Here is a 13,907-nt window from a genome sequence, read left to right as displayed (position 1 = left end):
TCTTATTTAGAAGCATTATAATTAAACCATAATCTAAAAAGATTAGAATCATTATAAATAAAAACGAGGTAAATACAATGACACAAGTAAAAAATGGTGCAGCAACTGACGTAGCAACTTTCAGCAATCAAAAGGCTTTGCCAAAGACTAAGGCTATTCTTAATCAAGTAGTGGCAGACCTTTATACAGCTCATATCGCTCTTCACCAAGTTCACTGGTATATGCGTGGCGCAGGCTTCATGGTTTGGCATCCAAAAATGGATGAATACATGGAAACTTTGGATACAACTTTGGATGAAGTTAGCGAGCGCTTGATTACACTGGGAGGCAAGCCTTATTCTACCTTGACCGAGTTTATCCAACACAGTAAGATTGAAGAAAAAGCTGGTGAATTCAGCAAGAATGTAGAAGAAAGTCTGGCGCGTGTGATTGAGATTTTCCGTTATCTGACAGGTCTTTACCAGGAAGCTTTGGATGTAACAGACCAAGAAGGGGACGATGTAACCAATGATATCTTTGTCGGTGCCAAGGCAGACCTTGAAAAGACTATCTGGATGTTGACAGCTGAAATTGGTCAAGCGCCAGGTTTATAAAAAATGATCCATGCCAAGCAGAAAGGAAACAGGCTTTCCTTTCTGCTTTTTTCATCTTGAAAAGCGCTAGAAAATCTGATAAAATATAGCTCATGAAAACCCTGTATGATGTTCAGCAATTTCTTAAAAGTTTCGGAATCATTATCTATATGGGCAAGCGCCTTTACGATATTGAGATGATGAAAATTGAGCTGAAGAGGATTTACGATGCCGGTCTAATGGATAAGCTAGCTTATTTTGAGGCGGAGGCAGTCTTGCGACGAGAACATCGCTTAGAGTTAGAATATTTAGAAAAGAAAAAGGAGACTTGAGATGACAATTTGGATTTTGTGGGCGGTACTTTTAGGAATAATTGGCTGGATGGGCTTTAATTATTTGCGCCTTCGTCAGGCAGCAAAAATCGTGGATAACGGGGAATTTGAAGATTTGATTCGCCAAGGTCAGTTGGTTGATCTGCGGGATCCATCAGATTTTCACCGGAAGCATATCTTAGGCGCTCGCAATATTCCATCTCAGCAGCTCAAGGATAGTGTCGGTGCACTTCGCAAGGACAAGGCTGTTCTCCTCTATGAAAATAGTCGTGGTCAGCGCGTAACCAATGCGGCTCTGTATCTGAAAAAACAAGGATTTAAAGAAATCTATATTCTTTCTTATGGGTTGGATTCTTGGAATGGCAAGGTGAAGGCTAGTTAACATAAATCAAAAATTTGTCGCACTATATATACAAAGCCAGTTTCTTATGTTATAATAAATTAATATTAATTTTAAGGAGTTTTTAGAACATGCAAGAAAAGAAAAAATCTTCACTTGTTTTAGGTATCCTATCTATCATCTTTGGTTTTTTCATTCCATTGGTAGGTCTTATTTTGGGTATTATCGGTTTGGTGTTGGCTAATTCACATCAAAAAGAGTCTAAATTAGACTATAAAACAGAAAAAATTCTGGGTATCGTAGGGATTGTAATTTCCGTAATTGTTTGGATTCTAAATGTCATGGTACTTATGAACGGAGCAGGCTACTAACAAAAAAGCTTTATTTTTTAAAGCTTTTTTGTTTTACCAACTTTTCTCCAAATATTTTTTAATAACCCCTAATTCTTCTTGGTTCAAAGCACGGTAATCGCCTTTTGCTAGATCTGGGTCTAATGTAAAATCTCCGAATTGAATTCGCTTGAGATAGGTGACCTTGACACCAACTGCCAGAAACATCTTTTTGATCTGGTGGAATTTCCCCTCAGAAATCCTGACGCTAGCACGGCTCAGACTGGAGCGGCTAGAGAAGATAGTGAGCTGGGCGGGCTGACAGACAGTACCGTCTAAAAAGCGAATGCCTTCTTGAAAGGCAATTTTGTCCTGAGGGGTCAAAGGTCCATTGACTTCTACATAGTAAGTTTTTTCAACATGGTATTGAGGGTGCAGCAGCTGAAATCCCAAAGGACCATTGTCGGTAATCAGAAGAAGCCCTTCGGTATCTCTATCCAGCCGTCCGATAGAGTAAAGATTTTCTTTCTCTACCTCCTTGTCCAGCAAATCCAGAACAGTTAATTTTTCAGCGTCGCGATTGGCAGTGACTGCACCTGCGGGTTTATTCAGCATGTAGTAACGGTGGGCAGGGTCGCTGACATGTTTGCCTTGAAAAGTAATTTGCTGCAGGCCGGTATCAACGTTTTGGCTGAGTTTGTAGGCGGGCTTACCATCCACTAAAATCTGTTTTTGTAAAAGGCTTTGTTTCATCTTTTTTCGGCTGATATGATTGGCAGCTAGCAGTTGGTCGAGGCGCATCTATTTTCCTTATTTTTTTCTAAATCATATCATAAATTTTCAGGATGGGAAATGCAAATCCTCATGCAGCTCCCATATTTTTTAATGAAAACATTTACACTTATCAAAGCCGTGTTTTTTGCCTGCGTCTGTGGTATAATTGTTCAGTTAGAAATAAAATTTAAAAATTCAGAGGAAATCATGACAAAATTAAGAGAAGATATCCGTAACATTGCGATTATCGCCCACGTTGACCATGGGAAAACAACCCTCGTTGACGAATTATTGAAGCAATCTGAAACTCTTGATGCTCGTACAGAGTTGGCAGAGCGTGCTATGGACTCAAACGATATCGAAAAAGAGCGCGGTATTACGATCCTTGCTAAAAATACAGCCGTTGCTTACAACGGGACTCGTATCAACATCATGGATACACCAGGACACGCGGACTTTGGTGGAGAAGTTGAGCGTATCATGAAAATGGTTGACGGTGTTGTTTTGGTGGTAGATGCCTACGAAGGAACCATGCCACAAACTCGTTTCGTATTGAAAAAAGCCTTGGAACAAGACCTTGTCCCAATCGTTGTTGTCAACAAAATCGACAAACCATCTGCTCGTCCAGCAGAAGTAGTAGACGAAGTATTGGAGCTCTTCATTGAGCTTGGTGCAGACGATGACCAGCTTGATTTCCCAGTTGTTTATGCTTCAGCTATCAACGGAACTTCTTCATTGTCAGACAATCCAGCTGATCAAGAAAAAACAATGGCACCAATCTTTGATACCATTATCGACCATATCCCTGCTCCAGTGGACAACTCAGATGAGCCTTTGCAGTTCCAAGTCTCACTCTTGGACTACAATGACTTCGTAGGTCGTATCGGTATCGGACGTATCTTTCGTGGTACTGTTAAGGTTGGTGATCAAGTAACTCTTTCTAAACTAGACGGTACAACGAAGAACTTCCGTGTCACAAAACTCTTTGGTTTCTTTGGCTTGGAGCGTCGTGAAATCAATGAAGCGAAAGCGGGTGACTTGATTGCCGTATCCGGTATGGAAGATATCTTTGTTGGTGAAACCATTACACCGACAGATGCCATTGAACCTCTTCCAATCCTTCACATCGATGAACCAACGCTTCAAATGACTTTCTTGGTCAACAACTCACCATTTGCTGGTCGCGAAGGGAAATGGGTAACTTCTCGTAAGGTTGAAGAACGCTTGCAGGCCGAACTGCAAACAGACGTATCCCTTCGTGTTGAACCAACAGATTCACCAGATAAGTGGACCGTTTCAGGTCGTGGCGAATTGCACTTATCAATCCTAATCGAAACCATGCGCCGTGAAGGATATGAGCTGCAAGTATCTCGTCCAGAAGTTATCGTGAAAGAGATTGACGGTGTCAAATGTGAGCCATTTGAGCGTGTCCAAATCGACACTCCAGAAGAGTACCAAGGATCTGTTATCCAAAGTCTTTCTGAACGTAAGGGTGAAATGTTGGATATGATTTCAACTGGTAATGGTCAAACTCGTTTGGTCTTCCTCGTTCCAGCGCGTGGATTGATTGGTTACTCAACTGAGTTCTTATCTATGACTCGTGGTTATGGGATTATGAATCATACATTTGACCAATACTTGCCATTGATTCCAGGGGAAATTGGTGGCCGTCACCGCGGTGCTCTGGTATCTATTGATGCTGGTAAGGCAACGACTTACTCAATCATGTCTATCGAAGAGCGCGGAACTATCTTTGTCAACCCAGGTACTGAGGTTTACGAAGGAATGATCATCGGTGAAAACTCTCGTGAAAATGACTTGACTGTTAATATCACCAAAGCTAAACAGATGACTAACGTTCGTTCTGCAACCAAGGACCAGACAGCAGTTATCAAGACACCTCGTATCTTGACCTTGGAGGAATCTTTGGAATTCTTGAACGACGATGAGTACATGGAAGTAACACCAGAATCTATTCGTCTGCGTAAGCAAATTTTGAACAAACAAGAACGCGAAAAAGCCAATAAAAAGAAAAAATCAGCTGCAGCTGAATAAGCAAAATGGAAAGGAGCAGCAAGATGGTTTATCTTATCATTGGGATTTTAATCCTCTTTTTCTACATTTTTGCTGTTCCATCCAGTATTAAAGGGACTGTTAATGCTGTGACCATGGTTTTACTGATTGTGGCCTTGATTATCTTATTTGGTTTAGGCATTTTTAAAATTTTCCAGTTGCCGGCTGAATATTTTGTAGGTTTCGGCCTATCCGTAGTGACCGTCTTGGCTTTGCGGGATATTAATCGCCTCAAGCCGCCTAAGAAATCAAAAAAGAATTTTGATGAAGAATAAAAAAGAGCAAGAGCTTAGAAAGTCGGATAGACGTTTGGGCTTTTGCTCTTTTTCTTTACAAAAACAATAGGTTTATGTTACAAAATATTTCAAATAGATGAAAACATATCATTTTTTTCAAAACTTGCTTACAGTCGAAAATAAAAGACTCCTATGTCTTTTTTATTTCTTTAAAAAAGGGTAAAATAGAATGAAGTACAATTAAAGAGGTTTTTTATGAAGAATATAGCAAGTTTTGCTAACAAGAAAGTCTTGGTTTTAGGTTTGGCTAAGTCAGGTGAATCTGCTGCTCGCCTTTTAGATAAATTAGGAGCCATCGTGACAGTTAACGACGGTAAACCTTTCGAGGAAAATCCTGCTGCTCAATCCTTGCTAGAAGAAGGCATTAAAGTGGTGACAGGAGGCCATCCTCTGGAGTTGCTGGATGAAAACTTTGAATTGATGGTTAAAAATCCAGGTATTCCTTATAATAATGCTATGGTTATTCGGGCTCTGGAGAAGGAGATTCCTGTTATCACTGAAGTTGAGTTGGCTTATCTGATTTCTGAAGCTCCAATTATTGGTATTACGGGATCAAATGGCAAAACGACGACCACAACCATGATTGCGCAAGTCTTGACGGCTGGTGGTCAAAATGGTCTTTTGTCTGGTAATATCGGTTTTCCTGCCAGTCAAGTAGCCCAATCAGCTAGTGGCAAAGATACACTGGTCATGGAACTGTCTTCCTTCCAGTTGATGGGGATTGAGGCTTTTCATCCACAGATAGCTGTGATCACCAATCTCATGCCGACTCATCTGGACTACCATGGCTCTTTTGAGGAATATGCAGCTGCCAAGTGGAATATCCAGAAAAACATGACAGCTGATGATTATCTTGTTTTGAATTTCAATCAAGATTGGGCCAAGGGAATGGCTAGCCAAACTCAGGCTACTGTTGTTCCTTTTTCAACAACTGAAAAGGTGGATGGTGCCTATCTTGATGGTGATGTCTTGACCTTCCGTGGAGAAGCGATTATAAAGGTGGCTGAAATCGGTGTTCCTGGCAGTCACAATGTCGAAAATGCTCTGGCTACTATTGCAGTAGCTAAACTTCGTGGTATTGATAATCAGACGATCAAAGAAGTCTTGTCAGCTTTTGGAGGCGTTAAGCATCGTCTCCAGTATGTGGGGCAGGTAAATGAGGTTGCCTTTTACAACGACAGTAAGTCTACCAATATCTTGGCAACCCAGAAAGCCTTGTCCGGTTTTGACAATAGCAAGGTGATTCTGATTGCAGGTGGCTTGGACCGAGGCAATGAATTTGACGAGTTGGTGCCTGACCTCAAAGGGCTCAAGAAGATGGTAATCTTAGGGCAATCAGCTCCGCGTGTAAAGAGAGCCGCTGATCAGGCTGGTGTTTCTTATCTGGATGCGACTAATGTCCGGGATGCAGCTCATAAGGCCTTTGCTCAAGCGGAGCCAGGAGACATTATCTTGCTCAGTCCTGCCAATGCCAGCTGGGATATGTATAGTAATTTTGAAGTCCGTGGCGATGAATTTCTCGCTGCATTTGAAGAATTAAAAGGTTAAGATGAAAAAGATTGTATTTACAGGTGGAGGAACGGTCGGGCATGTAACCCTCAACCTTCTCCTGATTCCAAAATTTATCAAAGAAGGCTGGCAGGTTCATTATATTGGCGATAAGCGTGGTATTGAGTACCAGGAAATCCAAAAGTCAGGACTTGACGTGATCTTCCATTCGGTAGCTACGGGCAAGCTTCGCCGCTACTTTTCTTGGCAGAATCTGCTGGATGGCTTTAAGGTCGTCTGGGGCATTTTCCAGTCGCTGGGCATCATGCTCAAGGTACGGCCACAGGCTCTCTTTTCTAAGGGAGGCTTTGTGTCCGTTCCGTCTGTGATTGCAGCTCGCCTGTCTGGGGTGCCTGTCTATGTTCATGAGTCGGATCTATCCATTGGCTTGGCCAATAAAATCGCCTATAAGTGTGCGACCAAGATGTATGCAACCTTTGAGCAACCTTCCAGTCTAACCAAGATTGAGCATGTCGGAGCTGTGACCAAGGTCGGTAACCAAGAGTCAGTTCTACCGCAGGAACTAGAAGAAATTCGTCAGTATTTTGATAAGGAACTGCCAACCCTGCTTTTCGTCGGTGGTTCTGCTGGTGCTAAGGTCTTTAATGACTTTGTCAGCCAGAATCAGGCTGCACTGACCGAGCGTTATAACATCATCAATCTGACAGGCGATGCAAGTTTAGATGTTTTGTCTGACCGTCTCTTTCGCAGAGCCTATGTAACCGACCTCTACCAGCCTTTGATGGACTTGGCAGATGTAGTGGTGACTCGCGGCGGTTCCAATACAATCTTTGAGCTCTTGGCCATGGCTAAGCTGCACATTATCGTTCCTTTAGGACGCGAAGCAAGCCGCGGCGATCAGATTGAAAATGCGGATTATTTTGTGAAAAAGGGATATGCCAAGCAATTGGCAGAGGAACAGCTGGATATGAGCAATTTACAGGCAGCACTTGATGACCTTTTGGCGAACCAGGCTTCTTATCATCAAGCTATGAAAAATTCTCAGGAAATCAAGTCTGTAGATGAATTTTATGCTTTATTGAAAGCGGATATTGATAAAGGAAAGAAATGAGCAAGAAAAACCACGATGAGCCAAAGGAAGAGGTAAGTGAGCACCTCTCTGAATGGCAGAAACGAAATAAAGAATATCTTGAAAAGAAGGCTCAGGAAGAGGCCAGCAAACAAAAGGAGCTGGAAGAAGAGGAAGTAAAAGAAGCTGAGGACTCAATCGAAGGCGGAGAAATAGCTGAAGAGACGGAAGAAGATGACTTATCTTATGAAGAGGAAGAAACAGAATATTTGGAAGATGAGTCATCCGAATCTGAGCTAGAGACCGAATTGAGCGAGAAAGAGCGCAAAAAACTTGAGAAACTTCAGAAAAAGGCAGAAAAAGAAGCTGCTAAGGTGCATATCTCGAGGATTCATATTTATCGAGCACTGCCAGTTTTGCTAGGCAGTGGCTTGATTTTTCTCCTGTCAGTTTATTTTTTGACACCACTAGCGACCATGAAGACTATCAAATTTTCAGGGAACCAAATGGTCAGTCAGGAAGAACTGCTCAAAAGCAGTAAGATTGATGAAAAGGACTATACTTTAACAACCTTTATCAATGGCGGCAATCATATCCGCAATATGAAAGCTTCTAGTCCTTGGATTAACAATCTGGAGATGGCTTATCAGTTTCCGATTACTTTTCAGGTAAAGGTCAAGGAGTACGGAGTTCTGGCCTATCTGCATGAGGGTGGTCAGTATTATCCTATTCTGACAAATGGGGAGATTATTTCGGACCCGACTGCTGCAGATTCTTTGCCGGAAACCCATATTTCGATAGAGTTTTCAGATAAAAAATTGATTAAGGAATTTGCCCTTCAAATTGAAAAGGTACCGGCTTCGGTCAAGAAAAATATTAAGACAGTTCAGTTGACTCCAAGCAAGGTGACACCGGACTTGGTTACGCTTACCATGCATGATGGCAACAAAGTCTTGGTACCAATTTCGCATATTGCCAAAAAACTGCCATATTACAAGGGAATACAATCGCAATTGGAAGAGGGTGTACCTAGTGTTGTAGATATGGAAGCAGGGATTTTTAGTTATGTTGAAGGAGCTCAAAACGAGTCGTCTTCTTCTGACGAAGAAAAGCAGAAAGCAGAAGAGGAATCGACGGGACAGCCAACAGAACAAGCGGCTGAGCAGGTGACAGAAAGTCAAGAACAAGAATCTGCAGAGCCGCAAAATTCGACAGAAAACCCGGGAAATACCGAAAATCGCTAAATTATATGTAGAAAAACTGCACATTTTCATTTTCTTTATGTTATAATAAAGCTTGGGTAACTCTAATTTTTAGCGTTATTAGTATAGACCGGAAACATGGAAGATAGAGAGGACTGGTGTAATGGCTAGAGACGGCTTTTTTACTGGATTAGATATAGGAACTAGCTCAATTAAAGTGTTGGTGGCAGAGCACATCAACAATGAAATGAATGTTATTGGGGTCAGCAATGCAAAAAGTGCTGGCGTTAAAGATGGAATTATTGTTGATATTGAGGCTGCTGCTGCTGCCATTAAGACAGCTATTTCTCAAGCAGAAGAAAAGGCAGGCATTTCAATTGGTTTAGTTAATGTCGGACTTCCGGCTAATCTCTTACAGATTGAGCCTACTCAGGGTATGATTCCTGTGACTAGTGATTCTAAGGAAATCACAGATACAGATGTAGAGAATGTTGTTAGATCTGCTCTGACTAAAAGTATGACTCCTGACCGCGAAGTGATTACTTTCATCCCAGAAGAGTTTGTAGTGGATGGTTTCCAAGGGATTCGTGACCCACGCGGCATGATGGGGATTCGCTTAGAAATGCGTGGTCTTCTCTATACTGGACCACGGACTATTCTCCACAACCTCCGCAAGACAGTGGAGCGTGCGGGAGTTCAGCTTGAGAACGTTATTATCTCCCCATTGGCTATGACTAAGTCAATCTTGAACGAAGGGGAACGTGAGTTTGGGGCAACTGTCATTGATATGGGCGGCGGCCAAACTACAGTAGCTTCTGTTAGAGGTCAAGAACTTCAATATACGAATATATACCAAGAAGGCGGTGACTACGTAACCAAGGACATCTCCAAGGTTTTGAAGACTTCGCAAAAGTTGGCTGAAAGTCTCAAGTTTAACTATGGTTCTGCTTATGTTCCAGAAGCTGGGACAGAGTCCTTCCAAGTAGAAGTGATTGGAGAGATTGAGCCGGTTGAAGTAACTGAGAAGTATTTGGCTGAGATTATTTCTGCTCGTATCCAACACATTTTTGAGCAAATCAAACGAGATTTGGATAGAAGACACCTTCTAGATTTACCAGGTGGCATTGTGATTATTGGTGGAGGAGCTATTCTTCCAGGAGTAGTTGAGCTTGCTCACGAAGTGTTTGGCGTAAATGTCAAGCTATATGTACCAAATCAAATTGGAATTCGTAACCCAGCCTTTGCGCATGTTATCAGCCTATCAGAATACGCTGGGAACTTAACGGATGTAGACTCGTTGGCTCAGGTTGCTGTCCATGGTGATGAGCAGTTGCGTCATCGACCTGTATCTTTTGAGCGTTCTGCTCAGTCAGTACCACACTTTGAACCTCAACCAGCAGCTGAAATTCTTGAGGAACCGATTCAGGAAGTTCCAGTTGCCAGTGCTGATGTATCAAAACAAGAGCAAAAAACCGGTATTACAGATCGGATGCGCAACCTAATTGGCAAAATGTTTGATTAAGGAGAATACAGAGAATATGACATTTTCATTTGACGCTGCTGCTGCACAAGGCGCAGTAATTAAAGTTATTGGTGTCGGTGGAGGTGGCGGTAATGCCATCAACCGAATGATTGATGAAGGTGTTGCGGGTGTTGAATTCATCGCAGCAAATACTGATGTTCAAGCGCTTAGTAGTGCCAAAGCTGAAACAGTTATTCAGCTTGGTCCTAAGCTAACTCGCGGACTCGGTGCCGGAGGTCAGCCTGAAGTAGGCCGTAAGGCTGCTGAAGAAAGTGAAGAAGTTCTTACAGAAGCTCTGCAAGGAGCAGATATGGTCTTCATCACTGCTGGTATGGGTGGTGGATCTGGAACAGGTGCTGCTCCAGTGATTGCTCGTATTGCAAAAAATGTTGGTGCTCTGACTGTTGCTGTAGTTACACGTCCTTTCGGTTTTGAAGGAAGCAAGCGTGGCACTTTTGCGGTAGAGGGAATCAATGAACTTCGCGAGCACGTAGATACACTCTTGATTATCTCAAATAACAACTTGCTTGAAATTGTAGATAAGAAGACTCCGCTCCTTGAAGCACTTAGCGAAGCAGATAATGTTCTTCGCCAAGGTGTCCAAGGGATTACTGACTTGATTACTAGTCCAGGACTGATTAACCTTGACTTTGCCGATGTGAAAACAGTTATGGCAGACAAGGGTAATGCTTTGATGGGAATTGGTGTTGGTAGTGGCGAAGAACGCGTCATCGAAGCTGCTCGCAAAGCTATTTACTCACCTCTTTTGGAAACAACCATTGATGGTGCAGAGGACGTAATTGTCAACGTTACTGGTGGCCTAGATATGACTCTGATTGAAGCTGAAGAAGCTTCAGAAATTGTCAACCAAGCAGCAGGTCATGGCGTGAACATCTGGCTCGGTACTGCGATTGATGAGTCTATGAAGGATGAAATCCGCGTGACTGTTGTAGCTACTGGTGTCCGTCAGGACAAGGTTGAAAATGTCAGCGGTATTCGTCAGACACAGCAGCCTACCGGTCCAAGCCGTCCGCAGCAAGTTGAGCCAAATCGCGAAGTTCGATCAGGACAGTTTGAACGAAACTTTGATATGACCGAAACGGTTGATATTCCTGCTCCAAGCCGTCAAAGAACGGATGCGCCTAAAGGTTCAGCCTTTGGTGATTGGGATCTTCGCCGCGAAGCTATTGTTCGTCAGGCTGAACCAAGTTCGTCAGCTCGCGTGGAGCGCTATGCACAAACTGATGAAGATGATGATGAATTGGAGACACCTCCATTCTTCAGAAATCGTTAATCTAAATCATGAATTTGCAGAATAATAAAGAGTTTGTGTTTCAGTCCGTCGCTCAAGCGGCGGAGCAAGCACAACGTTTGAAAGATTCAGTAAATATCATTGCAGTTACCAAATATGTTGACTGCGAAACAACTCAGGAGCTTGTTCGTACAGGTATTCAGCATATCGGAGAAAATCGGGTAGATAAATTTCTAGATAAATACCATGCTCTGAAAGATGAGAATCTGACCTGGCACCTGATCGGCAGTTTGCAGAGGAGAAAAGTCAAGGATGTGATTAACTATGTTGATTACTTTCACGCTTTAGATTCTGTAAAATTGGCCAAGGAGATTGACAAACGGGCTGAACATGTGATTAAATGTTTCCTACAGGTGAATATTTCTAAAGAAGAGAGCAAGCATGGCTTTTTAGTTGAAGATCTTGAAGTTGTCCTGCCTGAACTTGAAAAATTAGAAAATGTTCAAATTGTGGGATTGATGACTATGGCTCCGTTTGACGCTAGTCATGAAGAGCTGAACCAAATTTTTGAAAAGGCTTATCAACTACAAAAAGAATTAAAAAAGAAACAGTTAAATAATATGCCCTTTTCTGAATTAAGCATGGGAATGAGCCGTGATTATCCAGAAGCAATTGCCCATGGCTCGACCTATGTCAGAATCGGTACAGCATTTTTTAAATAGGAAAGAAATATGTCATTAAAAGATAGATTTGATAAATTTATAGATTATTTTACAGAAGATGGAGATGAGACTGAGGTTCAGGAGCAGACTGTCAGCAGACCTGCAGCGCCTGTTAAGCAGAAGCCTGAATTGGTTCAGCCTAAGCAAGTCAGAGAGAGCAAGCCAGCTCCTCGTCCGGTTGCTGCGGCGAAGCCACAGCCACAACAGAAATCTTCGACAGAGAATATTACCAGACTGCATGCACGTCAGCAGGAATTGGCTCAGCACCGTGCAAATGCGGATGAGAAGATTACGATTGATGTTCGTTATCCGAGGAGATATGAGGAAGCGACTGAAATTGTTGACCTGCTTTTGGCCAATGAAAGCATTCTGATTGACTTCCAGTATATGACTGAGGTACAGGCTCGTCGCTGTTTAGACTACCTAGACGGTGCGCGTTATGTCTTGGCTGGAAATTTGAAAAAAGTTGCAAGCACTATGTATTTGCTGACTCCGATTAATGTAGTGGTAAATGTGGAAGATATCCGCCTGCCTAACGATGTTGAAATCAGCGAATTCGACTTTGATATGAAGCGCAGTAGATAAGAGATATGTTATATTTTGTAATTCGTGCCATCTCTAATCTTTTTGATCTTTATAGCATTGCCTTGATTGTCTATGCACTTCTATCTTGGTTTCCGGGAGCCTATCAAACCAAATTCGGAGAGTTTCTAACACGAATTGTAGAACCGTATTTAAAACTTTTCCGCCGTCTTCCCTTGCAGTTTGCAGGGCTGGACTTTACCGTTTGGGTTGCAATTCTGGCTTTAAACCTTTTAAATCGTGTGGTCTTTTATTTAATAAGCGTCTTACTAATGTTATTATGATGAAAGATTTATATCAACATTTTTCGCATGAGGATCGAGAGTTTATTGATAGGAGTCTGGAGCTGCTTCAGCGGGTTCAAAATACCTATGTGTTTGAAACAACGTCTTTTCTGAATCCCCATCAGGTCTCAATCCTGAAGAATATTGGCAAGCAATATGATGTGCAAGTCTTTGCTAGTTCAGATTATTTTCCAAGTGAACTGGCAAGAGTTCTTGTGACGCCTTCCTATTACCAACTGAATATGGATGATTTTGAATTGAGCTTGCTGGAAATTTCCTATGCAAGCAAATTTTATAAAATCAGTCATTCGCAGATTATGGGGACTCTTCTCAATCAATTAGGGATTGAAAGACGGACCTTTGGCGATATTCTTGTAGTTGGAGACCGTGCTCAGCTCTTTGTAGATAAAAGACTGGCTCAGTATTTTATAGATCATGTCTCCAAAGTTGCAAAGATGCCTGTCAAACTAAAGGAAGTTTCCTTTGCAGAGCTGCTGAAAGAGCAGAAGCAGGCTGTCACCAGAGAAATTTTAGCGTCTAGTCTTCGCTTGGATAAGTTGGTAGCCAGCACCTTTAAGTTGTCAAGAAGCCAGGCTGCTCAGCTAATTTCTGGCAAGCATGTGAAAATGAACTATGCTGTTAATGACAATCCCAGCCAGCAGGTCGGACTTGAAGACTTGATTAGTGTTAGACGATTTGGAAGATTTAAGGTTTTAAGAGAAAATGGCCTTTCCAAGAATGGAAAACATAAGTTAACCGTTGAATTATTAGCTAGTAAATGAGGAGGAACTATGACACTTACAGCATTAGAAATTAAAGATAAATCCTTTGGTACCAAGTTTAGAGGCTATGATGTTGAAGAGGTAGATGAATTCCTTGACATCGTTGTCCGCGATTATGAGGACTTGGTTCGTGAAAACCACGAAAAAGAAGCAAAAATTCGTAATCTGGAAGAACGTCTGACATATTTTGATGAGATGAAAGACTCTCTCAGCCAGTCTGTCTTGATTGCTCAGGATACGGCTGAGCGCGTTAAAGTTGCTGCCAAC

The 13,907-nt window shown here is 42.2% G+C and carries 17 protein-coding genes; 16 read left to right on the top strand and 1 reads right to left on the bottom strand.

Annotation, left to right across the window (positions count from 1 at the left end; translation table 11 throughout):
- Positions 1-77: 77 nt before the first annotated feature.
- From AX677_RS05500 to AX677_RS05485, 4 genes are all read left to right on the top strand, one after another.
- A complete protein-coding gene (locus AX677_RS05500; RefSeq protein WP_002911956.1) occupies positions 78-593 on the top strand; it encodes a DNA starvation/stationary phase protection protein in 516 nt (171 codons plus the stop codon).
- 92 nt (positions 594-685) lie between these two features.
- On the top strand, positions 686-904 hold the full coding sequence (locus tag AX677_RS05495) for a YqgQ family protein (protein WP_002898045.1): 219 nt from the start codon (positions 686-688) through the stop codon (positions 902-904).
- 1 nt (position 905) lies between these two features.
- Positions 906-1,286: a rhodanese-like domain-containing protein gene (locus tag AX677_RS05490; RefSeq protein WP_002900929.1), complete on the top strand. Its 381-nt coding sequence runs from the start codon at positions 906-908 to the stop codon at positions 1,284-1,286.
- Between the two features lie 89 nt (positions 1,287-1,375).
- On the top strand, positions 1,376-1,615 hold the full coding sequence (locus AX677_RS05485; RefSeq protein ID WP_002896181.1) for a DUF4190 domain-containing protein: 240 nt from the start codon (positions 1,376-1,378) through the stop codon (positions 1,613-1,615).
- A gap of 33 nt (positions 1,616-1,648) precedes the next feature.
- Here the strand turns inward: AX677_RS05485 and AX677_RS05480 are convergent, their stop codons facing one another.
- Positions 1,649-2,374, bottom strand: coding sequence for a 16S rRNA pseudouridine(516) synthase (locus tag AX677_RS05480; protein WP_060976439.1), 726 nt, complete (start codon positions 2,372-2,374; stop codon positions 1,649-1,651).
- A 180-nt stretch (positions 2,375-2,554) separates the two neighbouring features.
- Between AX677_RS05480 and typA the strand changes: the two genes are divergently transcribed.
- The 12 genes from typA to AX677_RS05420 all read left to right on the top strand — a co-directional run.
- The gene (gene typA, locus AX677_RS05475; RefSeq protein WP_060976438.1) at positions 2,555-4,402 is read left to right on the top strand and encodes a translational GTPase TypA; all 1,848 of its coding nucleotides are present in this window, start codon (positions 2,555-2,557) and stop codon (positions 4,400-4,402) included.
- Between the two features lie 23 nt (positions 4,403-4,425).
- Positions 4,426-4,695: a DUF3165 family protein gene (locus AX677_RS05470; RefSeq protein ID WP_002898040.1), complete on the top strand. Its 270-nt coding sequence runs from the start codon at positions 4,426-4,428 to the stop codon at positions 4,693-4,695.
- A gap of 216 nt (positions 4,696-4,911) precedes the next feature.
- Positions 4,912-6,264 (top strand): UDP-N-acetylmuramoyl-L-alanine--D-glutamate ligase, encoded by a 1,353-nt coding sequence (gene murD / locus AX677_RS05465; RefSeq protein ID WP_060976437.1) that lies wholly within the window; start codon positions 4,912-4,914, stop codon positions 6,262-6,264.
- Position 6,265: 1 nt separating this feature from the next.
- Positions 6,266-7,336, top strand: a complete 1,071-nt coding sequence (locus tag AX677_RS05460) for a UDP-N-acetylglucosamine--N-acetylmuramyl-(pentapeptide) pyrophosphoryl-undecaprenol N-acetylglucosamine transferase (protein WP_060976436.1) — start codon at positions 6,266-6,268, stop codon at positions 7,334-7,336.
- Positions 7,333-8,538, top strand: a complete 1,206-nt coding sequence (locus AX677_RS05455) for a cell division protein FtsQ/DivIB (protein ID WP_060976435.1) — start codon at positions 7,333-7,335, stop codon at positions 8,536-8,538. Before AX677_RS05460 ends, AX677_RS05455 begins: the two co-directional genes overlap by 4 nt.
- 121 nt (positions 8,539-8,659) lie before the next feature.
- Positions 8,660-10,018: a cell division protein FtsA gene (ftsA, locus tag AX677_RS05450; RefSeq protein WP_060976434.1), complete on the top strand. Its 1,359-nt coding sequence runs from the start codon at positions 8,660-8,662 to the stop codon at positions 10,016-10,018.
- 16 nt (positions 10,019-10,034) lie between these two features.
- Positions 10,035-11,312: a cell division protein FtsZ gene (gene ftsZ, locus AX677_RS05445; RefSeq protein WP_060976433.1), complete on the top strand. Its 1,278-nt coding sequence runs from the start codon at positions 10,035-10,037 to the stop codon at positions 11,310-11,312.
- Between the two features lie 8 nt (positions 11,313-11,320).
- On the top strand, positions 11,321-11,992 hold the full coding sequence (locus AX677_RS05440) for a YggS family pyridoxal phosphate-dependent enzyme (RefSeq protein WP_060976432.1): 672 nt from the start codon (positions 11,321-11,323) through the stop codon (positions 11,990-11,992).
- A 9-nt stretch (positions 11,993-12,001) separates the two neighbouring features.
- Positions 12,002-12,577 (top strand): cell division protein SepF, encoded by a 576-nt coding sequence (locus tag AX677_RS05435; protein WP_060976431.1) that lies wholly within the window; start codon positions 12,002-12,004, stop codon positions 12,575-12,577.
- Between the two features lie 5 nt (positions 12,578-12,582).
- Entirely contained in the window at positions 12,583-12,858 is a 276-nt protein-coding gene (locus tag AX677_RS05430; RefSeq protein WP_002896162.1) for a YggT family protein, read from the top strand.
- Positions 12,855-13,640, top strand: a complete 786-nt coding sequence (locus tag AX677_RS05425) for an RNA-binding protein (protein ID WP_060976430.1) — start codon at positions 12,855-12,857, stop codon at positions 13,638-13,640. Before AX677_RS05430 ends, AX677_RS05425 begins: the two co-directional genes overlap by 4 nt.
- Before the next feature lie 9 nt (positions 13,641-13,649).
- Positions 13,650-13,907 (top strand): DivIVA domain-containing protein (locus AX677_RS05420; protein ID WP_156445993.1); only part of this gene is annotated, 258 nt, incomplete at its 3' end.

Origin of the sequence: Streptococcus sp. CCH8-C6 (assembly GCF_001557225.1) — a bacterium.
Taxonomy (GTDB): Bacteria; Bacillota; Bacilli; order Lactobacillales; family Streptococcaceae; genus Streptococcus; species Streptococcus sanguinis_C.
The sequence above is the reverse complement of the archived record's forward strand: the minus strand, read 5'-3'. Positions and strand labels throughout refer to the sequence as shown.

Excerpts from the sequence above, each read along its gene's own strand:
- AX677_RS05460 (WP_060976436.1), top strand. The coding sequence starts at position 6,266 with ATGAAAAAGATTGTATTTACAGGTGGAGGAACGGTCGGGCATGTAACC.
- AX677_RS05435 (WP_060976431.1), top strand. The coding sequence starts at position 12,002 with ATGTCATTAAAAGATAGATTTGATAAATTTATAGATTATTTTACAGAA.
- murD (WP_060976437.1), top strand. The coding sequence starts at position 4,912 with ATGAAGAATATAGCAAGTTTTGCTAACAAGAAAGTCTTGGTTTTAGGT.
- ftsZ (WP_060976433.1), top strand. The coding sequence starts at position 10,035 with ATGACATTTTCATTTGACGCTGCTGCTGCACAAGGCGCAGTAATTAAA.
- AX677_RS05495 (WP_002898045.1), top strand. The coding sequence starts at position 686 with ATGAAAACCCTGTATGATGTTCAGCAATTTCTTAAAAGTTTCGGAATC.
- AX677_RS05480 (WP_060976439.1), bottom strand. The coding sequence starts at position 2,374 with ATGCGCCTCGACCAACTGCTAGCTGCCAATCATATCAGCCGAAAAAAG.
- AX677_RS05455 (WP_060976435.1), top strand. The coding sequence starts at position 7,333 with ATGAGCAAGAAAAACCACGATGAGCCAAAGGAAGAGGTAAGTGAGCAC.
- AX677_RS05430 (WP_002896162.1), top strand. The coding sequence starts at position 12,583 with ATGTTATATTTTGTAATTCGTGCCATCTCTAATCTTTTTGATCTTTAT.
- ftsA (WP_060976434.1), top strand. The coding sequence starts at position 8,660 with ATGGCTAGAGACGGCTTTTTTACTGGATTAGATATAGGAACTAGCTCA.
- AX677_RS05485 (WP_002896181.1), top strand. The coding sequence starts at position 1,376 with ATGCAAGAAAAGAAAAAATCTTCACTTGTTTTAGGTATCCTATCTATC.
- AX677_RS05490 (WP_002900929.1), top strand. The coding sequence starts at position 906 with ATGACAATTTGGATTTTGTGGGCGGTACTTTTAGGAATAATTGGCTGG.
- AX677_RS05440 (WP_060976432.1), top strand. The coding sequence starts at position 11,321 with ATGAATTTGCAGAATAATAAAGAGTTTGTGTTTCAGTCCGTCGCTCAA.
- typA (WP_060976438.1), top strand. The coding sequence starts at position 2,555 with ATGACAAAATTAAGAGAAGATATCCGTAACATTGCGATTATCGCCCAC.
- AX677_RS05470 (WP_002898040.1), top strand. The coding sequence starts at position 4,426 with ATGGTTTATCTTATCATTGGGATTTTAATCCTCTTTTTCTACATTTTT.
- AX677_RS05425 (WP_060976430.1), top strand. The coding sequence starts at position 12,855 with ATGATGAAAGATTTATATCAACATTTTTCGCATGAGGATCGAGAGTTT.
- AX677_RS05500 (WP_002911956.1), top strand. The coding sequence starts at position 78 with ATGACACAAGTAAAAAATGGTGCAGCAACTGACGTAGCAACTTTCAGC.